The following is a 26,331-nucleotide window of genomic DNA, read 5'->3' on the forward strand; positions in this document are numbered from 1 at the left end:
CAACTCCAAGTTGGCCTATGTCCGGCTTAGCTTGGCCAGCCGGGCCTGGGCGGCAGCGGCTTCCGCCATCAGCCGGTCGATGATCGCGCCGATCGGCTCCACCCGGTCGATGAAGCAGACGGCCGGTCCCATGGAGAGCATGCCGCGATCGACGTCGCCGTCGCGGTAGGCACCATCGCGGCTGACGGGGCCGGCGATGAGGTCCGCGAAGTCGGCATGGGTGGTCAGGCCCGCTTCCTCCCGCCGCCGCACTTCGCGCAGCGTGGCATTGTCCAGCACGCGCCAGGCACCACCCATGGGCTGGTTGCCGGCGAAGGCGGTGACGCTGTCGTCCTCCCCGGCCGTCACCATGCGGGCCTTGTAGGCAGGGTGCGCGGTCAGCTCCGCGCCGCCGAGGAAGCGGGTGCCCATCACCACCGCATCGGCGCCGAGCGCCAGCGCGGCCAGGATCTGCTGCCCGGTGCCGATGCCACCGCCGATGGCGAAGGGAATGCGCAGCCGCGTGGCGGCGATGGTGCCGCCGAGCATGGTGGGCATATGCGTGTTGATGCCGGGATGCCCGCCGCATTCCATGCCGACCAGCGCGACGGCATCGACGCCGAGGCGTTCCGCCGTCAGCGCGTGGCGCAGCGTCGGCACCTTATGGATGACCACGGCGCCGGCATCGCGGATGGCGCGGATCAGGTCATCCGCCGGGGCGCGGCCGGCGGTTTCAAAATGCCGCACGCCGGCGGCCAGCGCCGCCTCCAGATAGGTCATCAGCGGCACGGCGGTGTGGCGGGAGGTGGAGAGGTTCACGCCGAAGGGCAGCCCGCCCGACAGCGCCGCGCAGCGCGCCAGCTCCGCCTTGAAGGCCGGCAGGTCGGGCAGGGAGCGGGAGGTGATGAAGCCCATCCCGCCGCCGCGCACCACCGCGGCGACATAGGGCGCATCCGCCAGCCACATCAGCCCGCCCGCCAGGATCGGGTGGCGGATGCCGAACAGCCGGGTCAGGCGCGTGTCGAACAGCGCCGCGCATTGGCCAGGCGGCCTGTCCTGCCCATCATCCATGTCCTGTTTCCTCCACCCATGGCCCAGCATGGGCGCCGGACGAGGGCGGCGACAGGCGGCCAGATTGACGGCTAGGCCAAGCCAGGATTAGGCTGGGTGATGCTGAACCGGCTGCCGCCGCTGGATGATCTGCGCGCCTTCGCCCTGGTTGGGGAAACCGCGAGCCTGACCCAGGCCGCCGCGCGGCTGAATGTCAGCCAGCCCGCCATCAGCAAGCGCATCCAGGCGCTGGAGGCCTGGCTGGGCGTGGCGCTGGTGGCGCGCAAGGCCAATCGCATCGTCCTGACCGAGGTGGGGGAACGCTACGCCACCGGGCTGCGGGAGGGATTCGCGCTGCTGCACGGCGCGACGGAGGCGCTGCTGCGCCCGCCCACCGGCTCGCTACGGGTGCGGGCCTATACCACCTGGACGCTGCGCTGGCTGATCCCGCGCCTGCCGAACTACTACCGCCTGCAATCCAGCCATGCGGTGGAGGTCACCACCTCGCTCCAGCCGGTGGATTTCGCCAATGATCCGGTGGACGTGGCGGTGCGCATGGGGGCCGCGGCCAGCCCGGTGCCGGGGGCGACGCGGCTGCAGAACTATGTGGTGGCGCCCTACGCCTCTCCCTCCGTCGCCGCCGCCCTCGCCGGAAGCTTCGCGGAGGCGACGCTGCTGCTGAGCCTCGCCCGGCCGCGCGACTGGGCCAGCTGGGGTGCTGCCGCCGGCGTTACCCTTCCCAACCGCACCGTGGCCTTCGAGAGCACCAGCCTGGCGATCCAGGCCGCCATCGAGGGCATCGGCCTGGTCATCGTCGCGCCGATGCTGGTGGAGGAGGAGGTGCGGGACGGGCGGCTGGTGGCCTTGTGCGAGGCGCCTGTGGCAACCGAGGATTACTACTGGCTGCTGATGCCGCCGGGCCGGGTGCGGCCGGAGGCGGTGATGTTCTCCGGCTGGCTGCTGCATGAAATGAGCCTGCAAACGACCCGGGCGGCGGGCTGAGCGCGCCGCCGGCGGCTTGCCGGCCGGCGCGTCCCGGCCGAAAGTCGCGGCGACGCCCGAGGAAACGCCCATCATGAAGCTCACCGTTTCGCCCAACAGCCCCTATGTCCGGAAGGCAATGGCCTGCGCCATCCAGCGCGGCATCGACGGCCGCATCGAGGCCTGGAAGGATGCCGGCAAGGACCCGGCGCTGCTCGACCACAACCCGCTGTCGAAGATCCCGACCCTGGTCACGGATGACGGCCTGTCGCTGTATGACAGCCCGGTGGTCTGTGAATATCTCGACAGCATCGGCGATGCGCCGAAGCTGTTCCCCGCCGCCGGCCCCGCGCGCTGGACCGCGCTGCGCCAGCAGGCGCTGGGCGACGGCATCATGGATGCGACGCAGCCCCGCCGGCGGGAGATCGCGCTGCCACTGGATGAGGGCCGCCGCGACTACATCGCCGTGCAGCAGGGCAAGGTGAGCCGCGCGCTCGACGCCCTGGAGGCGGAGGCGGACAGCCTGGGCGCGCTGACCACCATCGGCGAGATCACCATCGCCTGCGCGCTCGGCTATCTCGACTTCCGCTATGCCAATGAGCCCTGGCGGCCCGGCCATCCGAAGCTGGAGGCATGGTACGCGAAGGTCTCCGCCATGCCGGCCATGGCCCGGACGGCGCCGCCGCCGGGCTGAGGCGGCTCAGCCGGGGAAGTCGTAGAGCTTCCTCGCATTGTCCGAGAGGATGCGGTTGCGCACCGCTTCCTCCGGCGCCCAGTCCAGCATCAGGTCCAGCAGATCGCCGTCATTCGGCATGATCCGGCCGCGCATGTTCACATGCGGCCAGTCGGACCCCCAGATCAGCCGGTCCGGCGCATGCCGGACCAGCGCCTGGGCCATCGGCGTGACGGAGGCATAGGGGAAGTCCTCCGCGGTGCAGCGCATCGGCCCGGACAGCCGCACCCAGACCCGGCCGCTGTCCAGCATCCGCAGCAGGGTGCGGAAGGCCGGCTGGTCGGTGCCGCCTGCCGCCGGCACCGCGCCGAAATGGTCCAGCACCACCGGGCCGGGCAGCGCCATCAGCCGATCCGCGAAATCCTCCAGGTCGCGCGGCGAGGGGTAGAACTGCACCACCCAGCCGAGCTCCGCCGCCATCGCCGCCGCGGTTTCCGAAAGATGCGGCAGATGCGCGCCGTGATGCGGACTGACGAATCGCAGGCCACGCACGCCCAATGCGTGCAGCCGCACCATCTCCGCCTGCGGCGTTTCCGGCTTCAGCAAAGCGACGCCGCGGAAATGCGCCGGGAAGCGCGCCAGCGTGTGTTCCAGATGGGTTGTGTCCATGCCGTAGCCGCCGCCGCTGACGATCACGCCGTGTGCGATGCCCAGCGTCTTGTGCAGGGCGATGCAGGTCTCCGGCAGCGCATCCTCCGAGATGTATTTGCTGCCGGGGTCGAAAGGGTACTCCGTGGCGGGGCCGAACAGATGCACCTGCCCATCCACCGCGCCAGGCGGGCAGACCAGCCGCGGCGTCTTCGGATTGGGATCGGGCGGTGGCGTCAACGGGGGCATGCGGTCTGCTTTCACTCGGGGCGGATGTTGGCGGCGCGGATCACCTCGCGCCACAGCGGGATCTCGCGGGCGATGAGGGCGCGGAATTCCTCAGGCGTGTTGCCCACCGGCTCGACACCCGCGCGGTCCAGCCGCTCCATCACCTCCGGCGCCTGAGCGGCGGCAATCAGAGCGCGCGACAGGGTGGCGATGGCCTCGGGCGGCGTGCCGGTCGGCGCGACGACGCCCATCCAGAGAATCCCCTCGAAGCCCGGCAGGCCGCTTTCCGCGACGGTGGGCACCTCCGGCAGTTTCGGGGAGCGTTCCTTGCTGGCGATCGCCAGCGCCCGGATCGACCCATCGGCCAGGCTGGCGGCCGACGTTGCCAGGCTGTCGAGCTTGAGCTGCACGCGGCCGGCCACCAGGTCGGTGAAGGCCGGCGCCGCGCCGCGATAGGGCACATGCAGCACATCCAGCCCCAGCCGGCGCAGCATCAGCTCCATCGTCACATGCGGATGTGATCCGATGCCGGCGGAGGAATAGGTGAGCTTGCCGGGATTGGCGCGGGCATAGGCGACGAATTCGGCGAAGCTGGTGAAGGGCGCCGACCGCGGTGCGATCAGCAGCTCTGCGATCTGCGCGACCAGCGAGACCGGGATGAAGTCGCGCTCCGGCTCGAAGCCGCTGGTCGTGCCGAGGCTTGGATTGATCGTGTGGTTGGGCGCGGTGAACAGCAGCGTGTAGCCATCCGGCGCGGCGCGGGCCACGCGCTGTGTGCCGACATTGCCGCCGGCGCCCGGGGCGCTGTCGATGATGATGGAAGCGCCCAACAGCTCCGCCACCTTGCCCATTACCAGCCGCGCCGTGACATCGACGGTGCCGCCGGGCGGGAAGGGGACGATCAGGCGGATCGGCTGGTTCGGATAGTCGGCGGCGCAAGCGGGCTGCGCGGCGAGCGTGGTCGCCAGCGCGCCCGCCGTGGCCAGTAGCCGACGGCGGGTCGGGGTCGTGACGGTCATGGTGTCTTTCCCTTCACTGCCGCTCGATGGCCGCACGGTCGATCACCTGGGCCCAGAGCGCGATGTCGTGCCGCAGCAGCGCGCCCATCTCGGCCGGCGTATTGGGCGCGGGCTCCACACCCAGGCCGAGCAGCCGGGTGCGCATCGCCGGCATGGCCAGGATCTCCCGCAGATGGCCGTTCAGCAGATCGATGATCGGCTGCGGCGTGCGCGCCGGCGCGAACAGCGCGTTCCAGCCGGTGACGGCATAGTCGGCGAGGCCGGATTCCCGCAGCGTCGGCAAATCCGGCAGCAATTGGGACCGCCTTTCGCCGGTGCTGGCGACGGCGCGAAGCTGCCCGGCCTCCAGCGCGCCGCGCACGGCGGCGTAGGATTCGAAGGCGATCTGCACATCGCCGCGCTGGGCGGCCGTCAGCACCTCCGGCGTGGTGCGATAGGGGATGACGGTGGCATCCAGCCCGGCGGCGACGCGCAGCCATTCCGCCGCCAGGTTCTGCGTGCTGCCCGGGCTGATGGTGCCGATGGCGAGCCGCCCGCCGCCACGCCCGGCCGCCAGCACCTGCTGCACGCTGCGCAGCGGCGAATGGGCGCCGGTCAGCAGCAGCAGGTCGAAGGAAACCATGGCGGAAATGGCGGTGAAATCCGCCACCGGGTCATAGGGCAGGGTGCGGAACAGCGACTTGTTGATCGCATTGCCCGTACTGAGGATCATCAGCGTCTGGCCATCCGGTTCCGCCGTCGCGCCGATGCGCGCGGCCACGGCGCCACCAGCCCCCGGGCGGTTGTCCACCACCACCTGCTGGCCGAGGCGCTGGGCCAACTGCTCCCCCACCAAGCGCGCGGTCAGATCCGCCAGGCCGCCGGGGCCGAAGCCGATGACGATTCGGATGGGGCCGGAAGGAAAGTTCGCGGCGCGCGCGGAAAGGCCGGGCAGCAGCAGCGAAGCACCGAGCAGCCCGCGGCGGCCGACTTTCGCGGCTTGGGACGGGGTCATGTCATTTCCTCCTGGACGGCATCCGGGCGCGCGCCCGGCACGCCTGCGCAACCTGTCCAGGCCCGCAAGGCGGCGACAAGCGCGGCGTGGTTGCGTTCCGCAGGGCGGAAGGCAAAGCCGCGCTGCGGGCGCCGCGCTTGACTTGGCGTCGTTCCAGCATGCGGAATGCGGCCGCAAGCCGCGCTTGCCGGGAAGGAAACAATGCAGTCCATCGACACCAGGCCCCGTCCAAGGGGCGACGGCGGCGCGACCGGCTGGCCGGCCCCGGCATGAGCGGCCCTCCCGTCCAATCGGTGCTGCGGGCGCTGGACCTGCTGAAGGAGCTGAACCGCCAGCGCCACACCACGGTGGACCAGCTTCACCGCGCGACCGACCTGCCCAAGCCCACCATCATGCGCCTGCTCGGCACGCTGACCACGGCCGGGCTGGTGGCGAAAGGCGAGCGCGGCCTGGGCTATCGCATTACCTCCCAGGTCGCCACCCTCAGCTCCGGCTTCCATGGCGGACCCCTGGTGGCGGAAGCCGGACGCCCCTGGGCGGTGGATCTGACCCGCCGGCTGAAATGGCCGGTGGCGATCGCCGTGCCGGACCAGGGGCGCGTGGTCATCAGCGTCAGCACCATGGCCGACAGCGCCGTCTCCCCCTTCCACGCCACGGTCGGCGTGCGCTTCAGCCTGGTGACGCGCGCCATCGGCCGCGCCTACCTCGCCTTCTGCCCGGAGGAAGAACGGCAGATCCTGCTGCGTCTGCTCGCCGCCTCCACCGACCCCGAGGACAACCCCCCGAACCTGGACCGCGTGGTGCAAGGCATGATCGCGATGGTGCGGCGGCAGGGCTATGCGCAGCGCGACCCGAAGGTGGAACCGCGCAATTCCAACACCGTCGCGGTGCCGATCATGCTGGGCGAATCGGTCGCCGGCACGCTGGGCCTCAGCTACTTCCGCTCCGTCGTCAGCCATACCGTCCTGGTCGAGGAACTGGTGCCCGCCTTGCAGGACGCCAGCCGGCAAATCACCGCCTCCATGGAACGGCTGCAGCAGGGCCAGACCCCCGGCGCCTGACGCCGATTCCGCGATGCGGAAAGCGGGGAGATTGCACTCCCCCCGGCCCGGGCCGGCCCCTAGCCTCGCCGACGGATGACCAGCCCCACGGGACAGAACTGCAGGACAGCGGGCCGCCACCACGGCACCCGCCGCTATGCCATGCGTGAAAAGGAGCCGTCGCGATGAATGCCGACCCGCAGTTGATCGAAAGCCTGATGCAAGGCGCCATCGACCTGCATTGCCACAGCGGCCCCTCCGTCATGGCCCGCGCGCTGAACCATGAGGAAGCGCTGGAACAAGGCGCCGCCGCCGGCATGCGCGCCGTGCTGTTCAAGGACCACTACTACCCCACCGGCCCCTTCGTCGACGTGCTGAAGGAAGCCGGCAAGGCCACCATCGCCGAACCCATCGGCAGCATCGTGCTGAACAACTCGGTCGGCGGCATCAACCCCTTCGCCGTCGAACCCGCCGTGAAGACCGGCGCCAAAGTGGTCTGGATGCCCACCGTCTCCGCCGCCAACCACATCCGCGAAGGCCACCGCAAATCCCTGCTGCCGACCAAGGGCAAAATGCTGAAGCAGATCGGCCTGTCCGTGCTGGACGCACGCGGAGATCTGCTCGACCCGGTCAAGCACGTACTCGACATCATCGCCGAACACGACGTCGTCCTGTCCTGCGGCCACCTGCACATCAGCGAAGTCTGGCCCCTGTTCGACGAAGCCAAGAAACGCGGCTGCACCCGCCTTCTGGTCAACCACCCCAGCTACACCGTCGGCGCCTCCCTCTCCGACGTGAAGGAACTGGTCTCGATGGGCGCCTGGATCGAACACTCGATCTGCATGTTCATCCCGAACCGCATGAAGGTCTACGACGAAGCCTTCCTCAAAGCCCTCATCGACGCCGCCGGCATCGACCGCACCTTCTTCGGCTCCGACCTCGGCCAAACCAACGCACCCCTGCCGGTCGAAGGCTTCCGCCAAATCATCGGCCTGTGCCTGTCCATCGGCTACAGCCCCGACGACGTCCGCAAAATGGTCAGCACCAACGCCGCCCAACTCGCCGGCCTGGGCGCGAATACCGCAGCGGGTGGCTGACAGGGGCTGAGGTTGCGTGGGTTGCTTGCAGGGGGCGCTGCCCCCTGCACCCCCGCCAAAGGGACAGTGGTCCCTTTGGAATCCCGTTAAGGGGCAGGATGGAGGAGGGGCGCGGCGCGACCGCTTGGCCCGACGCTTCCGCCATGCCCCTCCTCCATCCTGCCCCTCATCCCTGGGTTCGAAGGGGCCACTGCCCCTTCGCGGGAGGGGTGCGGGGAGGGCAGCGCCCTCCCTGCGATCACCCGCGCACCCTCACTCCTTCCAGCACCGGCGCGATGTCGTCCAGGCGGTCGAGTTGCAGCAGTTGGGTGATGGCTGTTTCGGCCTGGGTGGGGGTGAGGGTGTCGCGGGTGTTGGCTTGGAATTTGGTGATGATGTCGGTCTGGGACAGGGGGTTGTGGCGGGTGCCGCGCATGTCGGTGATGCGGTGGGTCAGGCGGCGGCCGTCGTGCAGCAGCACGGTGACGCAGCCGCCGGAGCGGGTGGGTTCGGTGGTGGGGTCGTCCTCGTAGATCACCTTGTCGGCGAGGGCGTTGATGACAGGGTCGCGCAGGCTGGATTCGGCGTAGGCGTCCTTGTCCATGCGGCCGAGGGCGAGGGCTTCGGCGACGGTGTGTTGCAGGCTGATGCGGCCGTGCCAGGTGGTGGCGGGGCGGCGCTTGTCGGCTGCGGGTTCGCACATGGTGGGGAAGGAGCGCTTGCCGATCTGACAGATGACCTGGGCGATGTCCTCGGGCCGCAGGTTGTGGGTGTCGCGCAGGGCGATGGCGGCTTCGATATGCGGCATCATGGTGAAGGCGCAGGGGTGGACCTTGGAGGCGATGTTCAGCACCTCCCAGGATGAGCCGAGGCCGTCGCAGAGCGCGTCGAAGCGCAGGTCGTCGCGGCCCTGGATATGGCTGCGGAACCAGCCGAAGCGGCCGTCGAAGACCGGATCGGGGCCGGAGATGCCGGCCTGGGCCAGTGCCACGGCGCGCAGGGCGCCGGTGGCGGCGAAGCCCACATGCATCATCTTGGTGGAGCTGCCGTCTTCGAAGGAGGCGTTGATGCCGGAGGAGAGGCTGCCGGCCGCGCCGATGGCGTTGGCGGTGATGTCTGCATCCAGCCCGCGCAGCTTGGCGAGCGTATAGGCGCCGCCGAAGACGCCGAAGACGGCGGTGGGATGGAAGCCGAGGTTGTGCAGCCGCACGGGCGTGATGCGGCCCAGCCGGCAGGTCAGCTCGCTGCCCACCAGCACGGCTTCGATGAGTTGGCGGCCGGAGAGGTGGCGGCGCTGCGCTTCGGGGAAGGCGACGGAGACGCAGGGCGCGGTCGGGTGGATGAAGCTTTCGATATGGGTATCGTCGAATTCGAGCACGGCGGTCATCACGCCGTTGACGAAGGCGGCGGCCATGGGTGCGACGTCTTCCGCCTCGCCCAGGATATGCGCGCCGCCGCCGCCTTCCAGCGCCAGCGCGGCGCGGCGCGCGGCGGTGACGAGGGGAAGTGGCTTCGCGGCCAGCATGACGCCGATCAGGTCGAGGATGCGCAGCTTCGTGCTTTCCACGACGTCGGGCGGCACGCTGTCGAGCGAGAGGTTGGCGGCCCAGTCGGCGGTGCGGCGGTTCAGGCTGACAGTCATTCGGCGGAGATCCCGCTGCTGCGGATGATGGCGCCGAATTGCCGCGTATCCTCCCGCAGATCCTCCGCGAGCTGTGCCGGTGTGCGGTAGCTGGGCACGACGCCGACGCGGGCGAGGCGTTCGAGGAAGGCCGTATCGCGCAGCATCGTCTCGACATGGCCGGCGAGCAGCGTGACGAGATCGGGCGGCATGTTCGCCGGCCCCATCAGCGCCTGCCAGCCGGAGGTGCGGACATTCGGGTAGCCCTGTTCGGCGAGGGTGGGGATGTCCGGAAATTGCGGAAGGCGGCGGTCGCCGACGGCGGCCAGGCCGCGCAGGCGTCCCTGCTGCACGTGCTGGATCACCACCGTGTCGATCATGAAGTCGACATCGCCGCTCAGCATCGCCTGCACCGCTGGGGCGGAGCCGCGGAAGGGGATGTGCTCGGCGGCGAAGCCTGCTTCACGACGGAACATCTCCGTCATCACATGCAGCGTCGATCCAATGCCGGAGGAGCCGTAGTTCAGCCGTCCCTGGTTGCGCTTCCCGTACTCCACCAGCTCGGCCAGCGTCGTCACCGGCAGGCCGGGACGCACGGCGAGAAGGCGCTGCGATTCGCTGATATTGGCGATGGCGGTGAAGTCGTTCACCGGGTCGAAGCCGACATTGGCCATATGCGGCAGGATCGCGAAGATCGCATTGCCGGCGAGCAGCATCGTATAGCCGTCCGGCGCGGCGCGGCTGACCGCGCGGGCGGCGATGGCGCCGCCGGCGCCGCCCTGATTTTCCACCACCACCGGCACGCCGAGCCGCGCCGACAGCGCTTCCCCCACCAGCCGCCCCACCAGATCGCCGGTGCCGCCGGCGGCATAGGCGACGATCAGCCGTATCGGCCGATCCGGGAAGGCAGCCTGGGCCGGCCGCGCCAGGCCGGCGGAGAGCAGCAGAGGCCCCAGCAGCAGAAGATGGCGCCTGGCCGGGCATGGCGGAGGCTGTGAAACAGGCATTGGCGAGGGCTCCTGGCGGGATCGGGGGTTCTGCGGTCCGTCTTCAGCGCGGCATTTGCGGGCGCAGCGGCGCGCCTCGCTGTCCCGACAACAGCTCCCTGGCGCCAATCTAATGTGCGATCCGGCGCCTCGTCCGACTATCTCACGACGTTCCGCATTCCGGAATATCGGCCGATTTCGCGGGGAGCGAGTCGAAGGGTATGGCAGCTTCAGTAGCCAAAGCGGGAGAATGACGGGTGCCCATAGTCACAGCCGAACTGCGCCCCTGCACCCAGCGCCAGGCCGATCCGGGCTGGAAATTCGCGCGCGCGACGGTCGCGGAATTGCAGGGTTGGGTGATCGTGCTGACCGATGAGGATGGCGTGACCGGCCTGGGCTATGCCCATGCGATTCCCGCGATCACCACCCATGGGCCGGGTGCGGAGGCCGCGCTGCACTTCCTGCGGCCGCTGCTGGTCGGGCGCGATCCCGCGGATCTGGCCGCGATCATGGATCTTGTCGAGGCGACGCTGGTCGGCAACCGCTCGGTCAAGGCGGCGATCGACATGGCACTGCATGATCTTCAGGCCCGGCGCGCCGGCCTGCCGCTGTCGGCACTGCTGGGCGGGCGCTACCGGGACCGCATTCCGCAATCGCGCATCCTGCCGATCAAGGCTCCGGCGGAGATGGCGGCCGCGGCGGCTGCGCTGGTGGCGAAGGGCTATCGCACGCTGAAGCTGAAGCTGGCCGGCGATGCGGCGCTGGATGCGCGGCGCGTGGCGGAGGTGCGGGCGGCGGTCGGCGCGGAGGTGACGCTGACGCTCGATCCGAACCAGTCCTATAGCGCCAAGGGCTTCCTGGCGGCCTGGCGGCGGCTGGAGCCGCAGGACATCGCCTTGGTGGAACAGCCGGTGCCAGCGGCGGACTGGGCCGGGCTCGCGCTGATCACCCACACGCTGCCGGTGCCGATCGAGGCGGATGAGACGGTGGAGACGGTGGCTGATGTGCTCCGGGTGGTGCAGGGGCGCGTCGCCGATGTGGTGAACCTGAAGCTCACCAAGCTCGGCGGCGTGCGCAACTTCGTCACCGCCGCGCGCATCCTGGAAGCCGGGCAGATCGCCACCCGGATGGGCGCGGCCTTCGGGCCGGCGCTGTTGCAGGGCGCCTCCGCCCATGCCGCCGCGTCGCTGCGGAACCTGCCCTTCGCCTGCGAGCTGTCGGAGCATGACCACATACTGGACGACCCCTTCACGCCGCTGCCCATCGAGGACGGCGTGATCGCCGTGCCCGCCGGGCCGGGCTGCGGCATCGTCTATGCCTGAGGCGGTTCAGCGCAGGTTGAGCTGTTCGATCAGCGTCGCCATTGCCCGGTCCTCCGCGACAAGGGCCTGGGTGAATTGCGCGCGGTCCTGCAACAGGACCTCATTGAAGGCGCGTTGCATCGCCTGGGCGTAATCGGGCGTCGCGGCCGCCTCGCGGAAAAGCTGGCTCAGCCGGTCGAGAATCGGCTCCGGCGTCTGCTTCGGCGCGAAGAAGCCGAAGCGCGTCACCAGATCCACATCCAGCCCCAGCTCCGTCAGCGCGACCAGATCGGGCAGCGCGGCGCTGCGGCTGGCGCCGGTCTGGGCCAGCGGCAGGATGCCGTGGGATTCGACGGTCGGCATGATGATGCCGGGCGCCCCCACCACCAGGTCGATGTCGCCCGAAAGCAGCGCCGTCATGGCCGGCGCGATGCCCGCATAGGGCACATGCAGCAGCTTCACCCCGGCCGCCCGCGCCATCGCTTCGCCCGCCAGATGTGGGGAGCTGCCGATGCCGGGCGAGCCGAAGGAGATGCTTTCGGGCTGCGCGCGCGCGGCGGCCAGCATGTCGCGCGCCGTGCGATGGCGGAAGCCTCGCTTGGCCGCGACGATGATCGGCAGCGCGACCAGATTGCAGATCGGCGCGAAATCCATCGCCGTATAGGGCTGGTTCTGGATGCGCGGCACGACGGTGAGCGCGGCGGTGCCGCCGAAGAGCAGCGTATAGCCATCCGGCGCGCTGGTGCGGACGCGATTGGCACCGATGCCACCCCCGCCACCGACCACGGATTCGATCACCACGGGCTGGCCGAGGCGCTGCGCGAAATCGTTTTGCAGCAGGCGGATGTACTGATCCGTGCCGCCCGCGGCATAGGGCACGATCACGCGGATGGGCCGGCTGGGATAGTCCTGTGCCAGGGCCGGCGCGGCTGCGAAGGCGGCGGCCGTGGCGGCAAGCGCGTGGCGGCGTGTGATGGGCATGGGCCTAATCCTCCCTGGTCCAGCGCAGCGCGCGACGGACCGCGCCGCTGAACAATTGTTCCTTGTCCTGCGACGAGATCTCACCCGTGTGCAGCAGGTGGTGCAGTGCGTCGGCGTAGGATTTCCAGTCCGCGCGCGGCGGCACGCCCGTGGCGCCCGCGCGATCCGGCACACCCCAGCGCAGCCGCGTGAAGTCGCTGGCCCACATGCAGCGTTCCGGCCCGAAGGCGCGCAGGATGCGGTGCAGATGGGGCCAGACATCGTCGTGCGGAAACGCGGCGCGGGAGACGAGCGGCACGCCGCACCACTTCACGAAGACCTTCGGATAGCGTGCCAGTTCCAGCAGTGCAGGCAAGGCGGCCCAACGATCGCCCCCAATCTCTCGCCGCAGGGACTGGGTGATGCCGAAGTGGTCAATGATGATGGTCAGGTCCGGATGCCGCTCCGCTAGTGGCCGCAGCGCTGCCGCGAAACCATGGGCGGAGAAGAACATCGGGATGTCGTATCGCGCCGCCAACGCCCAGTAGCGATCGAAGCCGCCGCCCTGGAAGCTGTCGTTCAGCCGCAGCGCCACGTTCGGGTCACGCCGCACCTCGGCATAGTTCGTCACCAGCGTGCGACAGCCGAGCATGCCTTTGCGGGCGCGGAAGCCCGCCATCCGGGCTTCCAGATCTTCGGCGGCGTGATCCATCACCTCCACCGCCGCGAACAGTTCCGGATAGCGTGCGATGCAGGCCTCGTTGAAGGCGCGGCGCGCCACCACCACGGCGCGGTCGATCCGCATGCAATCGATGGCTTCCCGCGCCAGTTCCACATGCACGGCATCGCGCGTCGCCGGGTCGAGCGGAGGATCGAAGGGTTTGCCTGCGACCGGCTCGTGGATCTGCGCGTCGATGATCTCCAAGCGCCGGCCCTCAGAGATGCCGGCCGCAGTCCACCAGCAGCGCGGTGCCGGTGGTAAGCCGCAAATGGGTGACAGCGGCGACCACCGCGAGCGCCACGTCATCCGCCTGGCAGACGATTTTCAACGGGGTCAGCGCCGCCTGCTTCAGCACGGCATCGCGGCTGCGGCCCGGCACGAAGCCGGTATCGACGGCCGCGGGAGAGATGCCGATGACGCGGATTTCAGGCCCGAGCACGCGGGCCAGCGACAGGCCCATCGTGTCCAGCGCGGCCTTGGAGGCGCAATAGGCGATGCTGCTGCCCAGCCCGTTCATCGCGGCCAGGGAGGAGATATTGACGATCACCGCATCGCCGCTGCGCTTCAGCAGCGGCGCGAAGGCGCGGATGGTGGAATAGGGGCCGCGGACATTGGTGATGAGGATGCGGTCGAAGGTTTCGTCATCCAGCGCGTCCAGATCGGCATGCGGCACGGCGCGGGTGGTGCCCGCTGAATTCACCAGCACATCCGCCCGTCCGAGCTTCGCCTCAACCTCCGCCGCCGCCGCACGGATCGCGGCGGCGTCGGCCATTGGCAGGTGCAGGGCGATATGGCCGTCGCCCGGCAGTTCCGCGGCCAATGCCTCCGCCCGGTCGCGGCCGCTGTTGTAGCCGATGGCGATCGTCGCCCCCTGCTCCGCCAGGCGGCGGGCGGAGGCCGCGCCGATGCCGCTGCTGCCGCCGGTGATCACCGCGACCTTGCCGCGCAGGCCGTAGGGGCCGAGGGCGCCCTGGTTCACGTCGCTCATCCGCTTCGCTCCTGTTGTCAGCCGCCGGTCAGGTTCAGCGCGGCCAGAAGCTGCGCCGTCGCCGCATCCTCCGCCGCCAGGAAGCTCTGGAAATGCGCCTGGTCCAGCAACTCCACCTCGTTGAAGGCGCGCTGCATGGCCTGCGCATAGGCAGGGTCGGCGCCGCCCTCCAGCAGAAGCTGCGACCAGCGCGCGATCACCGCGTCCTCCGTGCCCTTCGGCGCGAAGAATCCGAAGCGGGTGACGAGGTCCACCTCCAGCCCGGATTCATGCAGCGTCGGCAGGTCCCGCAGCACGGCGATGCGGCGCGTGCCTGTCTGCGCCAGCGGCACCACGCCGCGTTCCACCAGCGGCATGATATTGCTGGGCGCGCCCATCACCAGATCGATGTCGCCCGCCAGCAGCGCCACCACGGCGGTGGAGATGCCGGAATAGGGCACGTGCAGCAGCTTCACGCCGGCCGCCTTGGCCATCGCCTCCGCCACCAGATGCGGCGTGCTGCCGACGCCGGGCGTGCCGTAGGTCAGCCCTTCCGGCTTGGCGCGGGCTTCACGCAGGAAGCCGGCGAAGTCGTTGAAGCGCGCGCCCTGGCGGCCCGCCAGCACATAGGGGATGGCGATCAGATTGGCGATCGGCGCGAAATCCGCGATGGAATAGCCCAGCCGTTGCAGCCGCGGCACCGCCGTCAGCGCGCCGGTGCCGGCGAAGAGCAGCGTGTAGCCATCGGCCGCCGCGGTGCGGACCCGGTTGGCACCAATGGCACCGCCGCCGCCGGTGACGGACTCGATGACGATGGGCTGGCCGAGCGCCTGGGTCAGCCGGGCCTGTAGCGGCCGGATGAACTGGTCCGCGCCGCCGGCCGCATAGGGCACGATCACGCGGATGGCGCGGTTCGGATAGGCCTGGGCGCGGGCGGATCGCGTGGCCAAAGCCAGGGCTGAAGTGACAAGGCTCGCCGCCGCCAGGGCACCGCGTCGGGTGATGGTCATCGAAGCCCTCCCTTGCTTGCTGTCACGACGTCATGCGGAAAAGCCGCGACGGATTGGTCCAGAGAATCTTCTCGCGATCCGCCGCATTCGGCACGACCCTGTGCAGGGCCGCGAGAAGCGGACCGAAATCGGTGCGGGCCTTGGCGCGCAGGAAGGGCCAGTCCGACCCCCAGATGCAGCGATCGATGCCAAAGGCCTCGACCAGCGCCGCGATATAGGGATCGGTGTCGGCATAGGGCGAGCCGGTCTCGCTGAAGCGAAACACGCCGGACAGCTTGATGATGGCATCGCTGCTGCGGCCGAGTTCCAGCAGCGCCCGGAAGCCCTGCTGGCGCAGCCCGTCCGCCAGTTCCGGCCGGCCGGAATGGTCGATGATGACGGGCAGCTTCGCCGCGCGCAGCGTGGGCATGGCCGCGATCAGCGATTCGCCGTGGTGGTAGTGAATCTGCGCGAACCAGCCGACCTCCCGCGCCCGGGCCAGGGCGCGCTCTCCCACCGGGCCGAGCAGGGGTGGGCTGGTCGGAAAGTCCAGGTTGAAGCGGATGCCGACGATGCCGCCGGCGACCATGCGCTGGATCTCGTCCTCCGTCGTCGCATCCGGCAGCAGCGCGACGCCCTTCAGCCTGCCACCCGATGCTGCGATGGCTTCGAGCATGTAGCTGTTGTTGGCGCCGTAGCCGCCCAGTGGGTTGATCAGCACGCCATGGGTGAAGCCGTGCGTTTCCAGCATGTGCAGGAACTGCGGTGCGGTGCCGAGCTCGTTCGGCTGGATATCGAAGCCACGATCGCCGCCCCAACCCTGGCGGGTGAGGTCGAAGGCATGGGCATGGGAGTCAACGGCCGGCATGATGGGCCTTTCAGAAGCCGTAGAGCGTGGCGGGGTTGTCCACCAGCAGGCGCTGCCGATCCTCCTCCCGCGGCGCGAAGTCCGGGATCAGGTTCAGCAATTCCATCTCATCCACCGGCGTAGTCAGGTTGGGATGTGGGAAATCGGTGCCCCACAGCACGCGATGCGGCGCGGCGCGCAGCAGGGCGCGGGCGAAGGGCAGGGCCTCGGTGAAGGGCGTGCGCGTCATGCGCTCGATGCCGCTCAGCTTCACCCAGATCCGTTCGTCATCCAGCAGATCGAGCAGCGTGCGGAAGGCGGGGCCCTCGACGCCGAGCGCGGGATCGACGCGGCCCATATGGTCGATCACCACCGGCATGCGAAGTCCGCGGATCACCTCCGCCATCTCCGGCACGCCATCGCCCTGCAATTGCATGACCATGTGCCAGCCGAGCGGCCTGGCGCGATCCGCCGCGCGGTGGAACAGCGCCATGTCCGGCGCGCCGCCCAGCGCCTTGATGAAGTTGAAGCGGATGCCGCGCACGCCGGCACCCTGCATCTCTCGCAGTTCGGCGTCGGTCGTTGCATCGTCGATCATGGCGACGCCGCGATAGCGGGTGGGATCGCTGCGCAGCGCATCCACCATCGCGCGGTTGTCGGTGCCGTGGCAGCTCGCCTGAACGATCACCGCGCGTTGCAGGCCGAGCCGCCGGTGCAGCGCCGCCAGCACCTCCTTCGGCTTGTCCTCCGGCGTGTAGCGACGGCTGGGGGCGTAGGGGAAGCGGTTGGCCGGGCCGAAGACGTGGCAATGGGCGTCGCATGCCAAGGGCGGCACGGTGAAGCGCGCCGTTTCGGGCGCAATGTCTTGGCCTTCGGCCCGCATATCGTTTCCTCGCCTTCTCGCGAGGGAAGCTAGTGCGGGCTTTTGGTGGCGCAGAGGGCGAAGTGTCCGCGTTCCGCATGCCGGAATGGGCGGCTAGACCGCCCGCGGCAGGGTCTCCGCCAGGTCGGAGACGGTCAGAACCAGCTTGCCGATCTGCGCGTTGGCATCCAGCACGGCCTGCGCGGTGGCCGCATCCTCCAGCCTGTGGATGCCGCAGATATGGGTGCGGATGCGACCATCCTCCAGCAGCGGCCAGACCTGCTCCACCAGCTCCCGCGCGATGCGGCCCTTATAGGCGGCGGGGCGGGCGCGCAGGGTGGATCCGGTCAGTGTCAGGCGGCGGATGTAGATGTCACGCGTGCTGATCTCCGCCTTGGGCGCGCGGTGGCTGGCGATCAGCACCAGCCGGCCATCGGGCGCCAGCAACGCCATCTCCAGCGGCGTATAGTCGCCGCCCTGGCCATCCAGGATCACATCCACCCCGGCACCGCCGGTCAGGGCGCGCACCTGCTCCGGCCAATCGGCGTCCCGGTAATCGACCACATGATGCGCGCCGTATTCCAGGCAGACGGCGCGCTTGGTGGCGGAGCTGCTGGTGGCGATGACGGTGGCGTTGCGCAATTGGCGGGCCATCTGCATCGCCGCCATGCCGACGCCGCTGGTGCCGCCCTGGACCAGAAGCGTCTCGCCTTCCGCGATGCGGCCGAGCCAGAACACGTTGTTCCAGGCGGTGAAGAACACCTCCGGCAGCGTTGCCGCCTGGGCGAAGGTGAAGCCGCGCGGGATCGGCATGCATTGCGGCGCCGGCACCAGGCAGAACTCGGCATAGCCACCGCCCGCGACCAGCGCGCAGACGGCATCGCCAGGGCGTGGCCAGGTGACATCAGGCGCCACCGCTTCCACCACTCCGGCAACGTCGAGGCCGGGGATGTCGGTGACGCCGGGCGGGGGCGGGTAGAGCCCCTTGCGCTGCTGCACATCCGGCCGATTCACCCCGGCGGCGGCGACGCGCACCAGCACTTCCCCCGGCCCGCAGGACGGCACCGGCCGGTCCGCCAGCGCCAATACCTCTGGCCCGCCCTTGCCCCTTATCTCGATCACCCGCATGCGTCGTCATCCTCCATCGCGCGGCAGCTAAGCACGGCGTGGCTCGGCCGGGCGGCGGCGATGCCCGCCATTCCGGAATGCGGAATGCACGCGCGTCGCGCTGGATGGCCCCGCCGAAGTCGATAGCTTGACCGAAACGGCGCGGAACCACGCGCCGCGGAGGAAAGCCATGTCGTCCGGCCCGTTCGCGGCTGCCCTTCCATTCGCCCTGGCTCCACGACGCCGCACCTTGCTGGCGGCCGGCCTGGGCGCGCTCGCAGCGCCTGCCCTGGCGCAGGATGCCTGGCCGGCTCGGGGCGTGCGCATCGTCGTCCCCTTCGCCCCGGGCGGCACCACGGACATCCCGGCGCGCATCATCGCAGACCACCTCGCACGGCAACTCGGCAAGCCCTTCGTGGTGGAAAACCGATCCGGCGCCGGCGGCGCGCTGGGCATCCGCAGCGTGGCGCAATCCGCCGATGCGCAGATGCTGCTGCACACCACCTCCGCCGTCGCCATTCTGCCCGCGTTGCAACGCGACCCGGGCTTCGATCCGCTGGCCGATCTGGTGCCGATCACGCTGACGGCGGCATCCCCGATCCTGCTGGTGGTGCGGGCGGATTCGCCGTTCCGCGACTTGGCCGCCTACCTGTCCCGCGCGAAGGAAGCGCCGGGCCAGGTCAGCTTCGGCTCCTCCGGCATCGGCACCACCGTGCATCTGGCGGGGGAGTTGCTGCGCGGCCGGGCCGGGCTGGATCTGTTGCATGTGCCCTATCGCGGCTCCGCCCCTTCCGCCACGGCGCTGCTGGCCGGAGAGGTCGATAGCGGCTTCCTCAGTCCGATCGAGGTGCTGCCACATATTCGCGGCGGCCGGCTGCGCGCCCTGGCCAGCTGCGCCCGCGCCCGCAGCGCCCTGCTGCCCGACACGCCCGCCATTCCGGAGCTGGTGCCGAGCTATGACGGCGTGGAGCTGTGGTTCGGTCTGTTCGGACCGCGCGACCTGCCGCAATCCGCGGTGGCGACGCTGATGCGGGAGCTGGCGCCGCTGCGCCGCGGCTCCGTGCTCACGGCACGCATGACGGAGCTGGGGGCGGAGACATTGCTGGATGGTCCGGAGGCGCTGGCCATGCGGCTGCGGGCCGAAGTGCCGCTCTGGCAGGCCATGGCCGCACGCGCAGGGATTCCCCGTGAATGACTGAGACCGCCACCGATACGCCGCTCGTGGACACGCATTTTCACGTCTACACCAAGGACATGCCCATCACCCCCTGGGCCTGGCATCACCCGCCGGAGGATGCCTCCGCCGAGCAGTTCATCGAGGTGATGGACCGCCACGGCATCGGCTTCGGCGTGGTCGCGGCGGCGAGCCTCTATGGCCAGTACAACGACTACGTCATCCGCTCCCTGCGCCGTCATCCGCGCCTGCGCGGCACCGCCTTCGTGCAGCCGGAGACGGATATGTACACGCTGGAACGGATGAAGGCCGATGGCATCGTCGGCATCCGCCTGTTCTTCCGCCGTGTGCCCAATCCGCCCGACCTGACCAGCCCGGAATACCGCCTGCTGCTGCGTCGTGTGCGTGACCTGGACTGGCATGTGCACACCCTGGTCAGCAGCCCGATGCTGCCGCAGGTGATCGAGGCGGTGGAAGGCGCCGGCGTGAAGCTGGTGATCGACCATTTCGGCAAGCCGGACGAAGCGCTGGGCGTGAACTGCCCCGGCTTCAAGGCGCTGCTGGCGGCGGTGGAACGCGGCCGCACCTGGGTGAAGATGTCGGGCGGCTTTCGCATGCCGTCGCGCGACCAGACGCGCAGCTACGCCCAGGCGCTGCTGCGCGTCTCGGGCGGGGAAAGGCTGATGTGGGCCAGCGACTGGCCCTTCGCCGCCTTCGAGGACCGCGTGACCTATGCCCAGACCATCGCGGATCTGCGGGACTGGGTGCCGGATGCGGCGACGCGCCGACTGATCACCGGCGACACGCCGATGCGGCTGTATTTCGGCGCCTGACAATCAAGAAACTCCACGGAGGAAGCACATGTCCAGCATCACAAGGCGGCGGATCGGCGGTTTAGCCCTCGGCGCAGGCCTGATCGCCGCGGCGCGTCCCGCGGCGGCCCAGGCCTGGCCGAACCGGCCCGTCACCGTCGTCGTGCCCTGGCCGGCGGGTGGGTCCACCGACGTGCTGGCGCGCGCCGTGTCGCGCAACTTCTCCGAACGCTTTGGGCAGCCCTTCGTGGTGGAAAACCGCTCCGGCGCCAATGGCAATATCGGCGCCGCCTCCGTCGCCCGCGCGGCGCCGGATGGGCATACGCTGATGATCACCACCAATGGCCCGATCACGAACAACACCCTGCTGTTCAAGTCGATGCCCTTCAACCCGACGACGGACCTGACACCGATCGCGCTGCTTGCGGAACTGCCGATCGTCATGGCGGCGCGCAGCCAGATGCCCTATCGCAACGTGCAGGAACTGATCGCCTTCGCGAAGGCGAATCCGGACAAGGTGAATTGCGGCACGCCGCCGCTTGGCTCTGCCGCGCATCTCGCCATCGAATTGCTGATGCATCGCACCGGCATCCGGCTGAACCTGGTGCCCTATCGCGGCTCCGCCCCGCTGACCAACGACCTGCTGGCCGGCGCGGTGGATATGGGGATCGACCTGGTCACCACCTATCTGCCGCATATCCAGGCGGGCACGTTGCGCGCCTTGGGCGTCACCTCGGCGGAGGCGATTCCGCAACTGCCGGGCGTGCCGCCGATCCAGGCGCAGGGCGTGGCGGATTACCGGGCCACCGGCTGGATCTCCCTGCTTGGTCCGGCGCGGATGCCGGCGGATGCGGTGGAGAAGCTGAATGCGGCGAGCAATGCCTATCTCGCCATGGACGAGACGCGGTCGCTGCTGGCGCCGCTGGGCCTGACCCAGCTCGGCGGCACGCCGGCGGAGCTGTCCCGCCGGATGGTGGCGGAGGTGGAACTGTGGCGTCCCATCATCGCCGCCGCGAATATCTCCGTGGAGTGAACGTGTTCTCCCGACCCGGCGTCACCAACGGTGCCATTGGCAGCGTGCCCTATATGCGCGCGCTGATCCTGGATCAGTATCCGCAGGCGAAGTTCAACGAGGACATCCGGCACCGGATGTCGGAAGACGAGGTCATCGCCTTCCTGGCCGATTGCGACTGCGCGATCATGGGCGGCGATGTGGTGAGCGACCGCATGCTGCGGGCCCTGCCGCATATCCGCGACATCGGCATCTTCGGCGTCGGGCTGAACACGGTGGACCTGCTGGCCTGCCAGCGGCACGGCGTGCGGCTGGGCTTCACGCCCGGCGTCAACCGCCTGGCGGTGGCGGAACTCGCGCTGTGCTTCATGATCGCCGGGCTGCGCTGGGTGGCGCCGCTCAGCCTTGCCATGCGCAATGGCGAAAGGCCGCGCACCCGCGTCGGTCGCAGCCTGACGGGCCGCGTCGTCGGCCTGCATGGCTGCGGCCATATCGGCAAGGAGGTGGTGCGGCTGCTGAAGCCCTTCGGCTGCACCATCCTGGCGCATGACCTGCGCGACTATCCGGACTTCTACCAGGCCAACGGCGTCACGCCGGTCTCCCTCGACGAATTGTGGGAGAGGGCGGAGGTGCTGTCGCTGCACATCCCGCGCAGCCCTGCGACCGAAGATCTCTACAATGCGGCGACGCTGGCGCGGCTGCGGCCGGACTGCGTGCTGGTGAACACCTGCCGCGGCGGCATCGTCAACGAGGCGGCCCTGCTCGCGCGGCTGGAAAGCGGCGCGCTGACGGCAGCCTGCCTCGATGTCTTCGCGCAGGAGCCGCCTGAGGATGACCGGCTGCTGCGCCATCCCAACCTGCTCTCCACCCCCCATGCCGGCGCCAGCACGCGTGAAGCCCGCATCGCGATGGTCGAGGCGGCGCTGGAAGGGCTTTGCCGGGGCGAGCTGGTCGATCCGGCGAAATTCACCGACTACCTGTAGACAGGACATATCAGGCCATGGCTATCGACGAGCTGCGCATCCGGCAGGAGCTGGAAATCCTCAACATCGCCTTCTGGCACGATGTGGATTCCAACTGGGGCCGCAAGGCGCATGAGCTGTTCACCGAGGACGGCGTCTACACCACCAGCCACAAGGCGCGGAAAGGCCGCGACGCGATCCGTGGCTTCTATGCGGAGCGAGAGGGGCGCGGGGAGCGCGTGGCGCGGCACCTGATCCATAATTTCCACGTCACGGTGCACGATGCCGACCACGCCACGGCCGAATGGACCATGTGCCTCTATGCCGAGGATGGCGTGCCGCCGCTGATGTCGGAACCGCCGATCCTGATCGGCGCGGTGACGGATGAATGCGTACGCGGCGCCGATGGGCGCTGGCTTTATGCGGCGCGGACGACGAAGCCGCTGTTCAAGGGCAGCCGGCCGACCTCGGGCTGAGGCGGCCGGCCCATGATCCGCGGATCAGCCCTTCGGCATCGGGTAGTCCGCGGCGTTCAGCACCCAGCCGGGCTTGGCGGAGAAGTCCATGCGCGGCGGGCAGAAGATATCCACCATCTGCCCGGCCTCCTCGGCGCGGGAGGTGTGGATGCTCGGCGGCGGGATGACGGTGACGGAGGGGGCGCCGCACAGCTCGTGCTCATCCTCCCGCCACTGGGTCTGGTCCGGCGTCCAGGGCCAGCGGATGTGGTGGGTGTAGGAGCCGTTGAGCACCAGCGAGCATTGCTCGAAATCGTCATGGTGGTGCGGCGACAGCTTGCGGATGTCGCGCGCGCCGGCGGCGGGGTCCAGGTAGTTCACCATGAAGGTGGTGCAGCGCCAGATGCGGCCGAAGCGCCCCGGCTCCTTCGGTACGTTCAGCGTATAGTCGCGGATGCGGAAGCCATCCGGCGGCGTCGGCCAGTCCTGCAGCGGCGGAATGCGCGGGTCTGGTTCCAGATAGCGATCGGCATTGCTGCAACGCGCGGCGAGATCGGCGGAGCGCGGCGTGAACAGCCGCACGATGCGGCCCTTGCCGTTCAGCGTGATCCGGCTGTCGCCCGGCGGGATGAAGGCGAGCGAGTGGCCCTCGACGGTCTTCGTCTCCGCGCCGGCGGTGATGGTGGCGGACAGGCCGGGATCGGGCAGCAGCAGCACATACTCATCCGGCTGGCCCTGACGCGCCAGCACCGCGCCTTCCGTCACTTCGGAATAGGCGATGATGAAGTTGCGGCCGCGCACCAGCCAGGTTCGGGCGCCATTCGCCTCCTCCTGCGGCTGGGTTTCGTAGAACTTGGCGTAGTCCGCGGGGGCGTAGGGGCCGTCCACCGCCTTGGTGCCGCTGGCTGGGGCGAGGGCGGCGCGGGGGTCGGAGGCATGATAGGCCATGGCGTTTGCTCCAGCCTGTCTTGTTCCGTTGAACGAGACAGAGTTTCTTCTGATGTGCCAGTCTTGTTGTCACCCCGCAGCGCTGTCAAGCACCCAGCCGAGGCGCGTGGAGATTCGCGCCGCCGCCTCCCGCACCTGCTGGATCTGCGCGGCCGCGGGCTCGCGCCGGATGAACTGGATGGAGCCGAGCAGGGCGATGGCGCCGACCATGCCACCGCCACCTTCGTAGATCGGCGCGGCAAGGGCGTTCACGCCGACCATGCTTTCCTCCGCCGCCGCGGCCCATCCCTGCGCGCGGATGCGGTCCAGCTCGCCGCGCAGCTTGTCCGGATCGGTGATGGTGTGCGGGGTGCGCATGTCGAGGCGGGAGAGCAGCACGCGATCGCGCAGCGCCGCCTCCGCATGGGCCAGGGTCAGCTTGCCCTGGGCGGTGCAATGCATGGCCATCAAGGCGCCGGTCTTCGCGGAAATCTCGATCATGTCCTGGCCCGGCAGCGTCGCCAGCACCACCGCGCCCGCCGGCTCAGCCCGGCTGAGCACCACCGTCTGGCCGACGCGGTCGCGCAGCGCGCGCATCTCCTCCCGCGCCACGGTGGCCAGGTCGAAGTTCTCGGACACGGCGCGGCCCAGCGTCACCAGGCGGTGGCCGATGCGGTAGCGTTCCTGCGCCTGCACGATGTAGCCGGCCTCCAGCAGCGTGCGCAGATGGCGGTGGATGCGGCTTTTCGTGGTCTCCAGTGCGCGGGCGAGTTCGGTGACGCCGACATCGCCGCGCTGCCGCGCCAGATGTTCCAGGATCAGCAGGGCCATCGCCACCGCTTGAAGCCCCTCGCCATGGGTCGGTCCGTCGATGCGCGGCATGCAGGGTCTCCCCGGGCCGGCTTGACAGTGCTGGCGGTCCCGGCAAGTGTTTCTATCAACAATAATCTTGTTCTGTTTATCGAAACAAGACTTTGCCGTCAACGCCAGCCGTCAGGACATAGCCTCATGCCTCTTCCCGAAAACAGCTTCCGCAGCCGGCTGGCGCGCGGCGAACGCCTGGTGGGCAGCTTCATCAAGACGCCTACGCTGCATGCCACCGAAATCCTGGGCGGCATCGGCTTCGATTTCGTAGTGGTGGATGAGGAGCATTCGCCCTTCGACCGCGCCGCCACCGATGCGGCGCTGTTCGCCGCCCGCGCCACCGGCGCCGCCGGCCTGGTGCGCGTGCCCAGCCCGGCGCCGCACCATCTTCTCTCGGTGCTGGATTGCGGCGCGACGGGCGTCCTGGTCCCACATGTCGCCAGCGCCGCCCTGGCCGCGCAGGTGGCCGCCGCCTGCCGCTATCGTGGCGGCAAGCGCGGCTATTCCGGCAGCGTCCGCGCCGCCGGCTATGGTGGCGGCAAGATGTGGGATTACATCGAGGCCGCCGACGCGGCCGCCACCGTGGTCGCGCAGATCGAGGATCCCGAGGCGCTGGATGAGATCGACGCCATCGCCGCGACGCCCGGCATCGATGCGCTGTTCATCGGCCGTGGCGACCTTACCGCCGCGCTCGGCGCGCCGACCAATGACGCGCCGCCGATCCGCGATGCGGTGGAGCGCATCGCCGCCGCCGCGAAGCGCGCCGGCAAGCCGGTGATGGTCTTCGTCGGCGGGATGAAGGAGGCCGAGTGGCTGGCCGGCATCGGCGCCACCGCCTTCGTCTATTCCTCCGACCAGGGCTTCATGAAGACGGCGGCGGCCAAGGCGCTCGCGGATATGCGCGCGTTGGCGTGACGCGCTGGGTCAGAACCGCACGTCGCGGTTCACGTCCTTGTAGAGGAGATAGGCCGTCTCACCCCAGCCGGTGGCGTAGAACTGCTGCGGCACATAGGCGCCCATCCAGATGAAATCGCCGGCCCAGCATTCGTGCCATTCGCGCCCGAGCAGATACAGCCCTTGGCCCTCCAGCATGTACAGGCCGTGCTGCATGATGTGGGTCTCGACGAAGGGGAAGTAGGTGCCGGGCGCGAAGGACAGGATGTTCACCTCCATGTCCATGGCGAGGTCCGCCTCGCCGAGCAGCGCCTGCCAGTTGCGACCCCTGGTGTGCTTGTTGACGCGCGGCGCCGCATCCCGGCTTCCGAAGAAGCTTCCGCGCGGTGCGATCCCTGGCGCCGGCTGGTAGGGCCGCTTGATCCAGATGACGCGCGCCTCGGCAGCCAGGGCGCGGAGACCATAGGCGCGGCCGCCCTGCACATAGGCGAAGCCGCCGGCGCCGAGGCGGCGCTGCTCATCATCGGCGCCGCACTCCACCTCGCCGGCCAGCACATAAAAGAAATGCTCCAGCCCGTCCTCGATGGGCGCGGTGGTGCCGCCACCCTCCTGCATCACCAGCAGCGCCTGGGCGAAGTTCGCGCCCATGGCGGGGGAGGTGTGGAAATGCACCTTGGTGCCCGCAAAACCCGGCAGGCGGCTTTCCAGAATGCCCTCGGGCGGCATAACCGCGTAATGCGGCGTCACCATGGTGCGGTTCTGTCCGAATATGCCGGGGGGCAGGATGTCGCGGCGGGTCATGGGGCTTCTCCGGGCAGGGCGGCGGTGACGATGATCTCGACCAGGTCGCCGGCGGGCATTGGCGTCTGCACGGCGCTGCGCACCGGGCCCTCATCGGCCGGGATCCAGCGGGTCCAGGCCGCGTCCATCGCGGCCTTCTGGCTGAGGTCGGCCATGAAGACCTCGGCCCGCAGCAGGCGGGTCCGATCGGTGCCGGCGGCGGCCAGATAGCCGTCGATCACCTCCAGCACATCCGCCGTCTGCGCCTCGACCCCCGCGCTTTTGTCACGCGCGGTGGCCAGCGCCCAGATGGTACCGCCGCCGCCGGGCAGGCGATGGGCCACGGCTCGGGATCGGTTGGCGAAGGGGCCCGGCGTGCGGGCGATGTCAGGATGCGGCAAG

Annotated in this window: 28 protein-coding genes; 11 read left to right on the forward strand and 17 right to left on the reverse strand. The window is 69.6% G+C overall.

Translation table 11 applies throughout. From position 1 onward, the window contains the following. Positions 1-15 precede the first annotated feature (15 nt). Complete coding sequence (locus tag ACVFYP_RS00705) at positions 16-1,050, reverse strand: NAD(P)H-dependent flavin oxidoreductase (protein ID WP_499198195.1); 1,035 nt, start codon at positions 1,048-1,050, stop codon at positions 16-18. 99 nt (positions 1,051-1,149) lie between these two features. Here ACVFYP_RS00705 and ACVFYP_RS00710 point away from each other — a divergent pair, with 99 nt between their 5' ends. After that, positions 1,150-2,031: a LysR family transcriptional regulator gene (locus tag ACVFYP_RS00710; RefSeq protein WP_499198196.1), complete on the forward strand. Its 882-nt coding sequence runs from the start codon at positions 1,150-1,152 to the stop codon at positions 2,029-2,031. Positions 2,032-2,104: 73 nt separating this feature from the next. Beyond that, a complete protein-coding gene (locus ACVFYP_RS00715; RefSeq protein ID WP_499198197.1) occupies positions 2,105-2,704 on the forward strand; it encodes a glutathione S-transferase N-terminal domain-containing protein in 600 nt (199 codons plus the stop codon). Positions 2,705-2,710: 6 nt separating this feature from the next. Here the strand turns inward: ACVFYP_RS00715 and ACVFYP_RS00720 are convergent, their stop codons facing one another. The 3 genes from ACVFYP_RS00720 to ACVFYP_RS00730 are packed head-to-tail and all read right to left on the reverse strand — an operon-like array spanning position 2,711 to position 5,572. Further along, on the reverse strand, positions 2,711-3,580 hold the full coding sequence (locus ACVFYP_RS00720) for an amidohydrolase family protein (RefSeq protein ID WP_499198198.1): 870 nt from the start codon (positions 3,578-3,580) through the stop codon (positions 2,711-2,713). An 11-nt stretch (positions 3,581-3,591) separates the two neighbouring features. Beyond that, positions 3,592-4,578, reverse strand: a complete 987-nt coding sequence (locus tag ACVFYP_RS00725; RefSeq protein ID WP_499198199.1) for a Bug family tripartite tricarboxylate transporter substrate binding protein — start codon at positions 4,576-4,578, stop codon at positions 3,592-3,594. A 13-nt stretch (positions 4,579-4,591) separates the two neighbouring features. After that, on the reverse strand, positions 4,592-5,572 hold the full coding sequence (locus tag ACVFYP_RS00730; RefSeq protein WP_499198200.1) for a Bug family tripartite tricarboxylate transporter substrate binding protein: 981 nt from the start codon (positions 5,570-5,572) through the stop codon (positions 4,592-4,594). Between the two features lie 269 nt (positions 5,573-5,841). Here ACVFYP_RS00730 and ACVFYP_RS00735 point away from each other — a divergent pair, with 269 nt between their 5' ends. Then, on the forward strand, positions 5,842-6,633 hold the full coding sequence (locus ACVFYP_RS00735; RefSeq protein WP_499198201.1) for a DNA-binding transcriptional regulator: 792 nt from the start codon (positions 5,842-5,844) through the stop codon (positions 6,631-6,633). 197 nt (positions 6,634-6,830) lie between these two features. Then, positions 6,831-7,709, forward strand: a complete 879-nt coding sequence (locus ACVFYP_RS00740) for a DUF6282 family protein (protein WP_499199521.1) — start codon at positions 6,831-6,833, stop codon at positions 7,707-7,709. Positions 7,710-7,947: 238 nt separating this feature from the next. Here the strand turns inward: ACVFYP_RS00740 and ACVFYP_RS00745 are convergent, their stop codons facing one another. Together ACVFYP_RS00745 and ACVFYP_RS00750 are read right to left on the reverse strand one after the other, a co-directional pair. After that, a complete protein-coding gene (locus tag ACVFYP_RS00745; protein ID WP_499198202.1) occupies positions 7,948-9,330 on the reverse strand; it encodes an MmgE/PrpD family protein in 1,383 nt (460 codons plus the stop codon). Then, complete coding sequence (locus ACVFYP_RS00750) at positions 9,327-10,316, reverse strand: Bug family tripartite tricarboxylate transporter substrate binding protein (protein WP_499198203.1); 990 nt, start codon at positions 10,314-10,316, stop codon at positions 9,327-9,329. The genes ACVFYP_RS00745 and ACVFYP_RS00750 overlap by 4 nt, the downstream gene beginning before the upstream one ends. Positions 10,317-10,552: 236 nt before the next feature. Here ACVFYP_RS00750 and ACVFYP_RS00755 point away from each other — a divergent pair, with 236 nt between their 5' ends. Then, entirely contained in the window at positions 10,553-11,617 is a 1,065-nt protein-coding gene (locus tag ACVFYP_RS00755; protein WP_499198204.1) for a mandelate racemase/muconate lactonizing enzyme family protein, read from the forward strand. A gap of 6 nt (positions 11,618-11,623) precedes the next feature. On the opposite strand, the gene ACVFYP_RS00760 is transcribed toward ACVFYP_RS00755, so the two are convergent. The 7 genes from ACVFYP_RS00760 to ACVFYP_RS00790 form a co-directional block, all read right to left on the reverse strand. Next, entirely contained in the window at positions 11,624-12,577 is a 954-nt protein-coding gene (locus ACVFYP_RS00760) for a tripartite tricarboxylate transporter substrate binding protein (protein ID WP_499198205.1), read from the reverse strand. Positions 12,578-12,581: 4 nt separating this feature from the next. Continuing rightward, positions 12,582-13,481 carry an amidohydrolase family protein gene (locus ACVFYP_RS00765; RefSeq protein ID WP_499198206.1) on the reverse strand — a complete coding sequence of 300 codons (900 nt, stop codon included), beginning with the start codon at positions 13,479-13,481 and terminating at the stop codon, positions 12,582-12,584. 10 nt (positions 13,482-13,491) lie between these two features. Then, positions 13,492-14,265: an SDR family NAD(P)-dependent oxidoreductase gene (locus tag ACVFYP_RS00770; protein WP_499198207.1), complete on the reverse strand. Its 774-nt coding sequence runs from the start codon at positions 14,263-14,265 to the stop codon at positions 13,492-13,494. A 17-nt stretch (positions 14,266-14,282) separates the two neighbouring features. Beyond that, positions 14,283-15,254 (reverse strand): Bug family tripartite tricarboxylate transporter substrate binding protein, encoded by a 972-nt coding sequence (locus ACVFYP_RS00775; protein ID WP_499198208.1) that lies wholly within the window; start codon positions 15,252-15,254, stop codon positions 14,283-14,285. Between the two features lie 22 nt (positions 15,255-15,276). After that, entirely contained in the window at positions 15,277-16,101 is an 825-nt protein-coding gene (locus tag ACVFYP_RS00780) for an amidohydrolase family protein (protein WP_499198209.1), read from the reverse strand. Between the two features lie 10 nt (positions 16,102-16,111). Next, positions 16,112-16,963 (reverse strand): amidohydrolase family protein, encoded by an 852-nt coding sequence (locus ACVFYP_RS00785; protein WP_499198210.1) that lies wholly within the window; start codon positions 16,961-16,963, stop codon positions 16,112-16,114. Positions 16,964-17,056: 93 nt separating this feature from the next. After that, positions 17,057-18,070: an NAD(P)H-quinone oxidoreductase gene (locus tag ACVFYP_RS00790; protein ID WP_499198211.1), complete on the reverse strand. Its 1,014-nt coding sequence runs from the start codon at positions 18,068-18,070 to the stop codon at positions 17,057-17,059. Positions 18,071-18,239: 169 nt separating this feature from the next. Between ACVFYP_RS00790 and ACVFYP_RS00795 the strand changes: the two genes are divergently transcribed. From ACVFYP_RS00795 to ACVFYP_RS00815, 5 genes are read left to right on the forward strand one after another with little or no spacing between them, the layout of a single operon-like run. Continuing rightward, the gene (locus tag ACVFYP_RS00795; protein WP_499198212.1) at positions 18,240-19,244 is read left to right on the forward strand and encodes a Bug family tripartite tricarboxylate transporter substrate binding protein; all 1,005 of its coding nucleotides are present in this window, start codon (positions 18,240-18,242) and stop codon (positions 19,242-19,244) included. After that, the gene (locus tag ACVFYP_RS00800; RefSeq protein WP_499198213.1) at positions 19,241-20,056 is read left to right on the forward strand and encodes an amidohydrolase family protein; all 816 of its coding nucleotides are present in this window, start codon (positions 19,241-19,243) and stop codon (positions 20,054-20,056) included. The genes ACVFYP_RS00795 and ACVFYP_RS00800 overlap by 4 nt, the downstream gene beginning before the upstream one ends. 28 nt (positions 20,057-20,084) lie before the next feature. Beyond that, a complete protein-coding gene (locus ACVFYP_RS00805) occupies positions 20,085-21,068 on the forward strand; it encodes a Bug family tripartite tricarboxylate transporter substrate binding protein (RefSeq protein WP_499198214.1) in 984 nt (327 codons plus the stop codon). A gap of 2 nt (positions 21,069-21,070) precedes the next feature. Continuing rightward, complete coding sequence (locus ACVFYP_RS00810) at positions 21,071-22,030, forward strand: NAD(P)-dependent oxidoreductase (RefSeq protein ID WP_499198215.1); 960 nt, start codon at positions 21,071-21,073, stop codon at positions 22,028-22,030. A gap of 17 nt (positions 22,031-22,047) precedes the next feature. Continuing rightward, positions 22,048-22,485 (forward strand): nuclear transport factor 2 family protein, encoded by a 438-nt coding sequence (locus tag ACVFYP_RS00815; RefSeq protein WP_499198216.1) that lies wholly within the window; start codon positions 22,048-22,050, stop codon positions 22,483-22,485. A 24-nt stretch (positions 22,486-22,509) separates the two neighbouring features. Here the strand turns inward: ACVFYP_RS00815 and ACVFYP_RS00820 are convergent, their stop codons facing one another. Together ACVFYP_RS00820 and ACVFYP_RS00825 are read right to left on the reverse strand one after the other, a co-directional pair. Next, positions 22,510-23,412 (reverse strand): cupin domain-containing protein, encoded by a 903-nt coding sequence (locus ACVFYP_RS00820; RefSeq protein WP_499198217.1) that lies wholly within the window; start codon positions 23,410-23,412, stop codon positions 22,510-22,512. 69 nt (positions 23,413-23,481) lie between these two features. Further along, complete coding sequence (locus ACVFYP_RS00825) at positions 23,482-24,273, reverse strand: IclR family transcriptional regulator (RefSeq protein WP_499198218.1); 792 nt, start codon at positions 24,271-24,273, stop codon at positions 23,482-23,484. Positions 24,274-24,399: 126 nt separating this feature from the next. Here ACVFYP_RS00825 and ACVFYP_RS00830 point away from each other — a divergent pair, with 126 nt between their 5' ends. Beyond that, positions 24,400-25,170 (forward strand): HpcH/HpaI aldolase family protein, encoded by a 771-nt coding sequence (locus ACVFYP_RS00830; protein WP_499198219.1) that lies wholly within the window; start codon positions 24,400-24,402, stop codon positions 25,168-25,170. A 9-nt stretch (positions 25,171-25,179) separates the two neighbouring features. On the opposite strand, the gene allE is transcribed toward ACVFYP_RS00830, so the two are convergent. Both allE and ACVFYP_RS00840 read right to left on the reverse strand, forming a co-directional pair. Beyond that, positions 25,180-25,950: a (S)-ureidoglycine aminohydrolase gene (gene allE / locus ACVFYP_RS00835; RefSeq protein WP_499198220.1), complete on the reverse strand. Its 771-nt coding sequence runs from the start codon at positions 25,948-25,950 to the stop codon at positions 25,180-25,182. Beyond that, complete coding sequence (locus ACVFYP_RS00840; RefSeq protein WP_499198221.1) at positions 25,947-26,330, reverse strand: RidA family protein; 384 nt, start codon at positions 26,328-26,330, stop codon at positions 25,947-25,949. Before ACVFYP_RS00840 ends, allE begins: the two co-directional genes overlap by 4 nt. Between the last annotated feature and the right edge of the window lies 1 nt (position 26,331).

It is taken from the genome of Roseomonas sp. F4 (genome assembly GCF_053891155.1).

Bases quoted from the DNA above. Each gene is read 5' to 3' on its own strand.
- ACVFYP_RS00750 (WP_499198203.1), bottom strand. From the start codon at position 10,316: ATGCCTGTTTCACAGCCTCCGCCATGCCCGGCCAGGCGCCATCTTCTG.
- ACVFYP_RS00800 (WP_499198213.1), top strand. From the start codon at position 19,241: ATGACTGAGACCGCCACCGATACGCCGCTCGTGGACACGCATTTTCAC.
- ACVFYP_RS00725 (WP_499198199.1), bottom strand. From the start codon at position 4,578: ATGACCGTCACGACCCCGACCCGCCGTCGGCTACTGGCCACGGCGGGC.
- ACVFYP_RS00745 (WP_499198202.1), bottom strand. From the start codon at position 9,330: ATGACTGTCAGCCTGAACCGCCGCACCGCCGACTGGGCCGCCAACCTC.
- ACVFYP_RS00785 (WP_499198210.1), bottom strand. From the start codon at position 16,963: ATGCGGGCCGAAGGCCAAGACATTGCGCCCGAAACGGCGCGCTTCACC.
- ACVFYP_RS00775 (WP_499198208.1), bottom strand. From the start codon at position 15,254: ATGACCATCACCCGACGCGGTGCCCTGGCGGCGGCGAGCCTTGTCACT.
- ACVFYP_RS00830 (WP_499198219.1), top strand. From the start codon at position 24,400: ATGCCTCTTCCCGAAAACAGCTTCCGCAGCCGGCTGGCGCGCGGCGAA.
- ACVFYP_RS00795 (WP_499198212.1), top strand. From the start codon at position 18,240: ATGTCGTCCGGCCCGTTCGCGGCTGCCCTTCCATTCGCCCTGGCTCCA.
- ACVFYP_RS00715 (WP_499198197.1), top strand. From the start codon at position 2,105: ATGAAGCTCACCGTTTCGCCCAACAGCCCCTATGTCCGGAAGGCAATG.
- ACVFYP_RS00825 (WP_499198218.1), bottom strand. From the start codon at position 24,273: ATGCCGCGCATCGACGGACCGACCCATGGCGAGGGGCTTCAAGCGGTG.
- ACVFYP_RS00780 (WP_499198209.1), bottom strand. From the start codon at position 16,101: ATGCCGGCCGTTGACTCCCATGCCCATGCCTTCGACCTCACCCGCCAG.
- ACVFYP_RS00730 (WP_499198200.1), bottom strand. From the start codon at position 5,572: ATGACCCCGTCCCAAGCCGCGAAAGTCGGCCGCCGCGGGCTGCTCGGT.
- ACVFYP_RS00710 (WP_499198196.1), top strand. From the start codon at position 1,150: ATGCTGAACCGGCTGCCGCCGCTGGATGATCTGCGCGCCTTCGCCCTG.
- ACVFYP_RS00705 (WP_499198195.1), bottom strand. From the start codon at position 1,050: ATGGATGATGGGCAGGACAGGCCGCCTGGCCAATGCGCGGCGCTGTTC.
- ACVFYP_RS00790 (WP_499198211.1), bottom strand. From the start codon at position 18,070: ATGCGGGTGATCGAGATAAGGGGCAAGGGCGGGCCAGAGGTATTGGCG.
- ACVFYP_RS00820 (WP_499198217.1), bottom strand. From the start codon at position 23,412: ATGGCCTATCATGCCTCCGACCCCCGCGCCGCCCTCGCCCCAGCCAGC.
- ACVFYP_RS00735 (WP_499198201.1), top strand. From the start codon at position 5,842: ATGAGCGGCCCTCCCGTCCAATCGGTGCTGCGGGCGCTGGACCTGCTG.
- ACVFYP_RS00770 (WP_499198207.1), bottom strand. From the start codon at position 14,265: ATGAGCGACGTGAACCAGGGCGCCCTCGGCCCCTACGGCCTGCGCGGC.
- ACVFYP_RS00720 (WP_499198198.1), bottom strand. From the start codon at position 3,580: ATGCCCCCGTTGACGCCACCGCCCGATCCCAATCCGAAGACGCCGCGG.
- ACVFYP_RS00815 (WP_499198216.1), top strand. From the start codon at position 22,048: ATGGCTATCGACGAGCTGCGCATCCGGCAGGAGCTGGAAATCCTCAAC.
- ACVFYP_RS00805 (WP_499198214.1), top strand. From the start codon at position 20,085: ATGTCCAGCATCACAAGGCGGCGGATCGGCGGTTTAGCCCTCGGCGCA.
- ACVFYP_RS00740 (WP_499199521.1), top strand. From the start codon at position 6,831: ATGCAAGGCGCCATCGACCTGCATTGCCACAGCGGCCCCTCCGTCATG.
- ACVFYP_RS00760 (WP_499198205.1), bottom strand. From the start codon at position 12,577: ATGCCCATCACACGCCGCCACGCGCTTGCCGCCACGGCCGCCGCCTTC.
- allE (WP_499198220.1), bottom strand. From the start codon at position 25,950: ATGACCCGCCGCGACATCCTGCCCCCCGGCATATTCGGACAGAACCGC.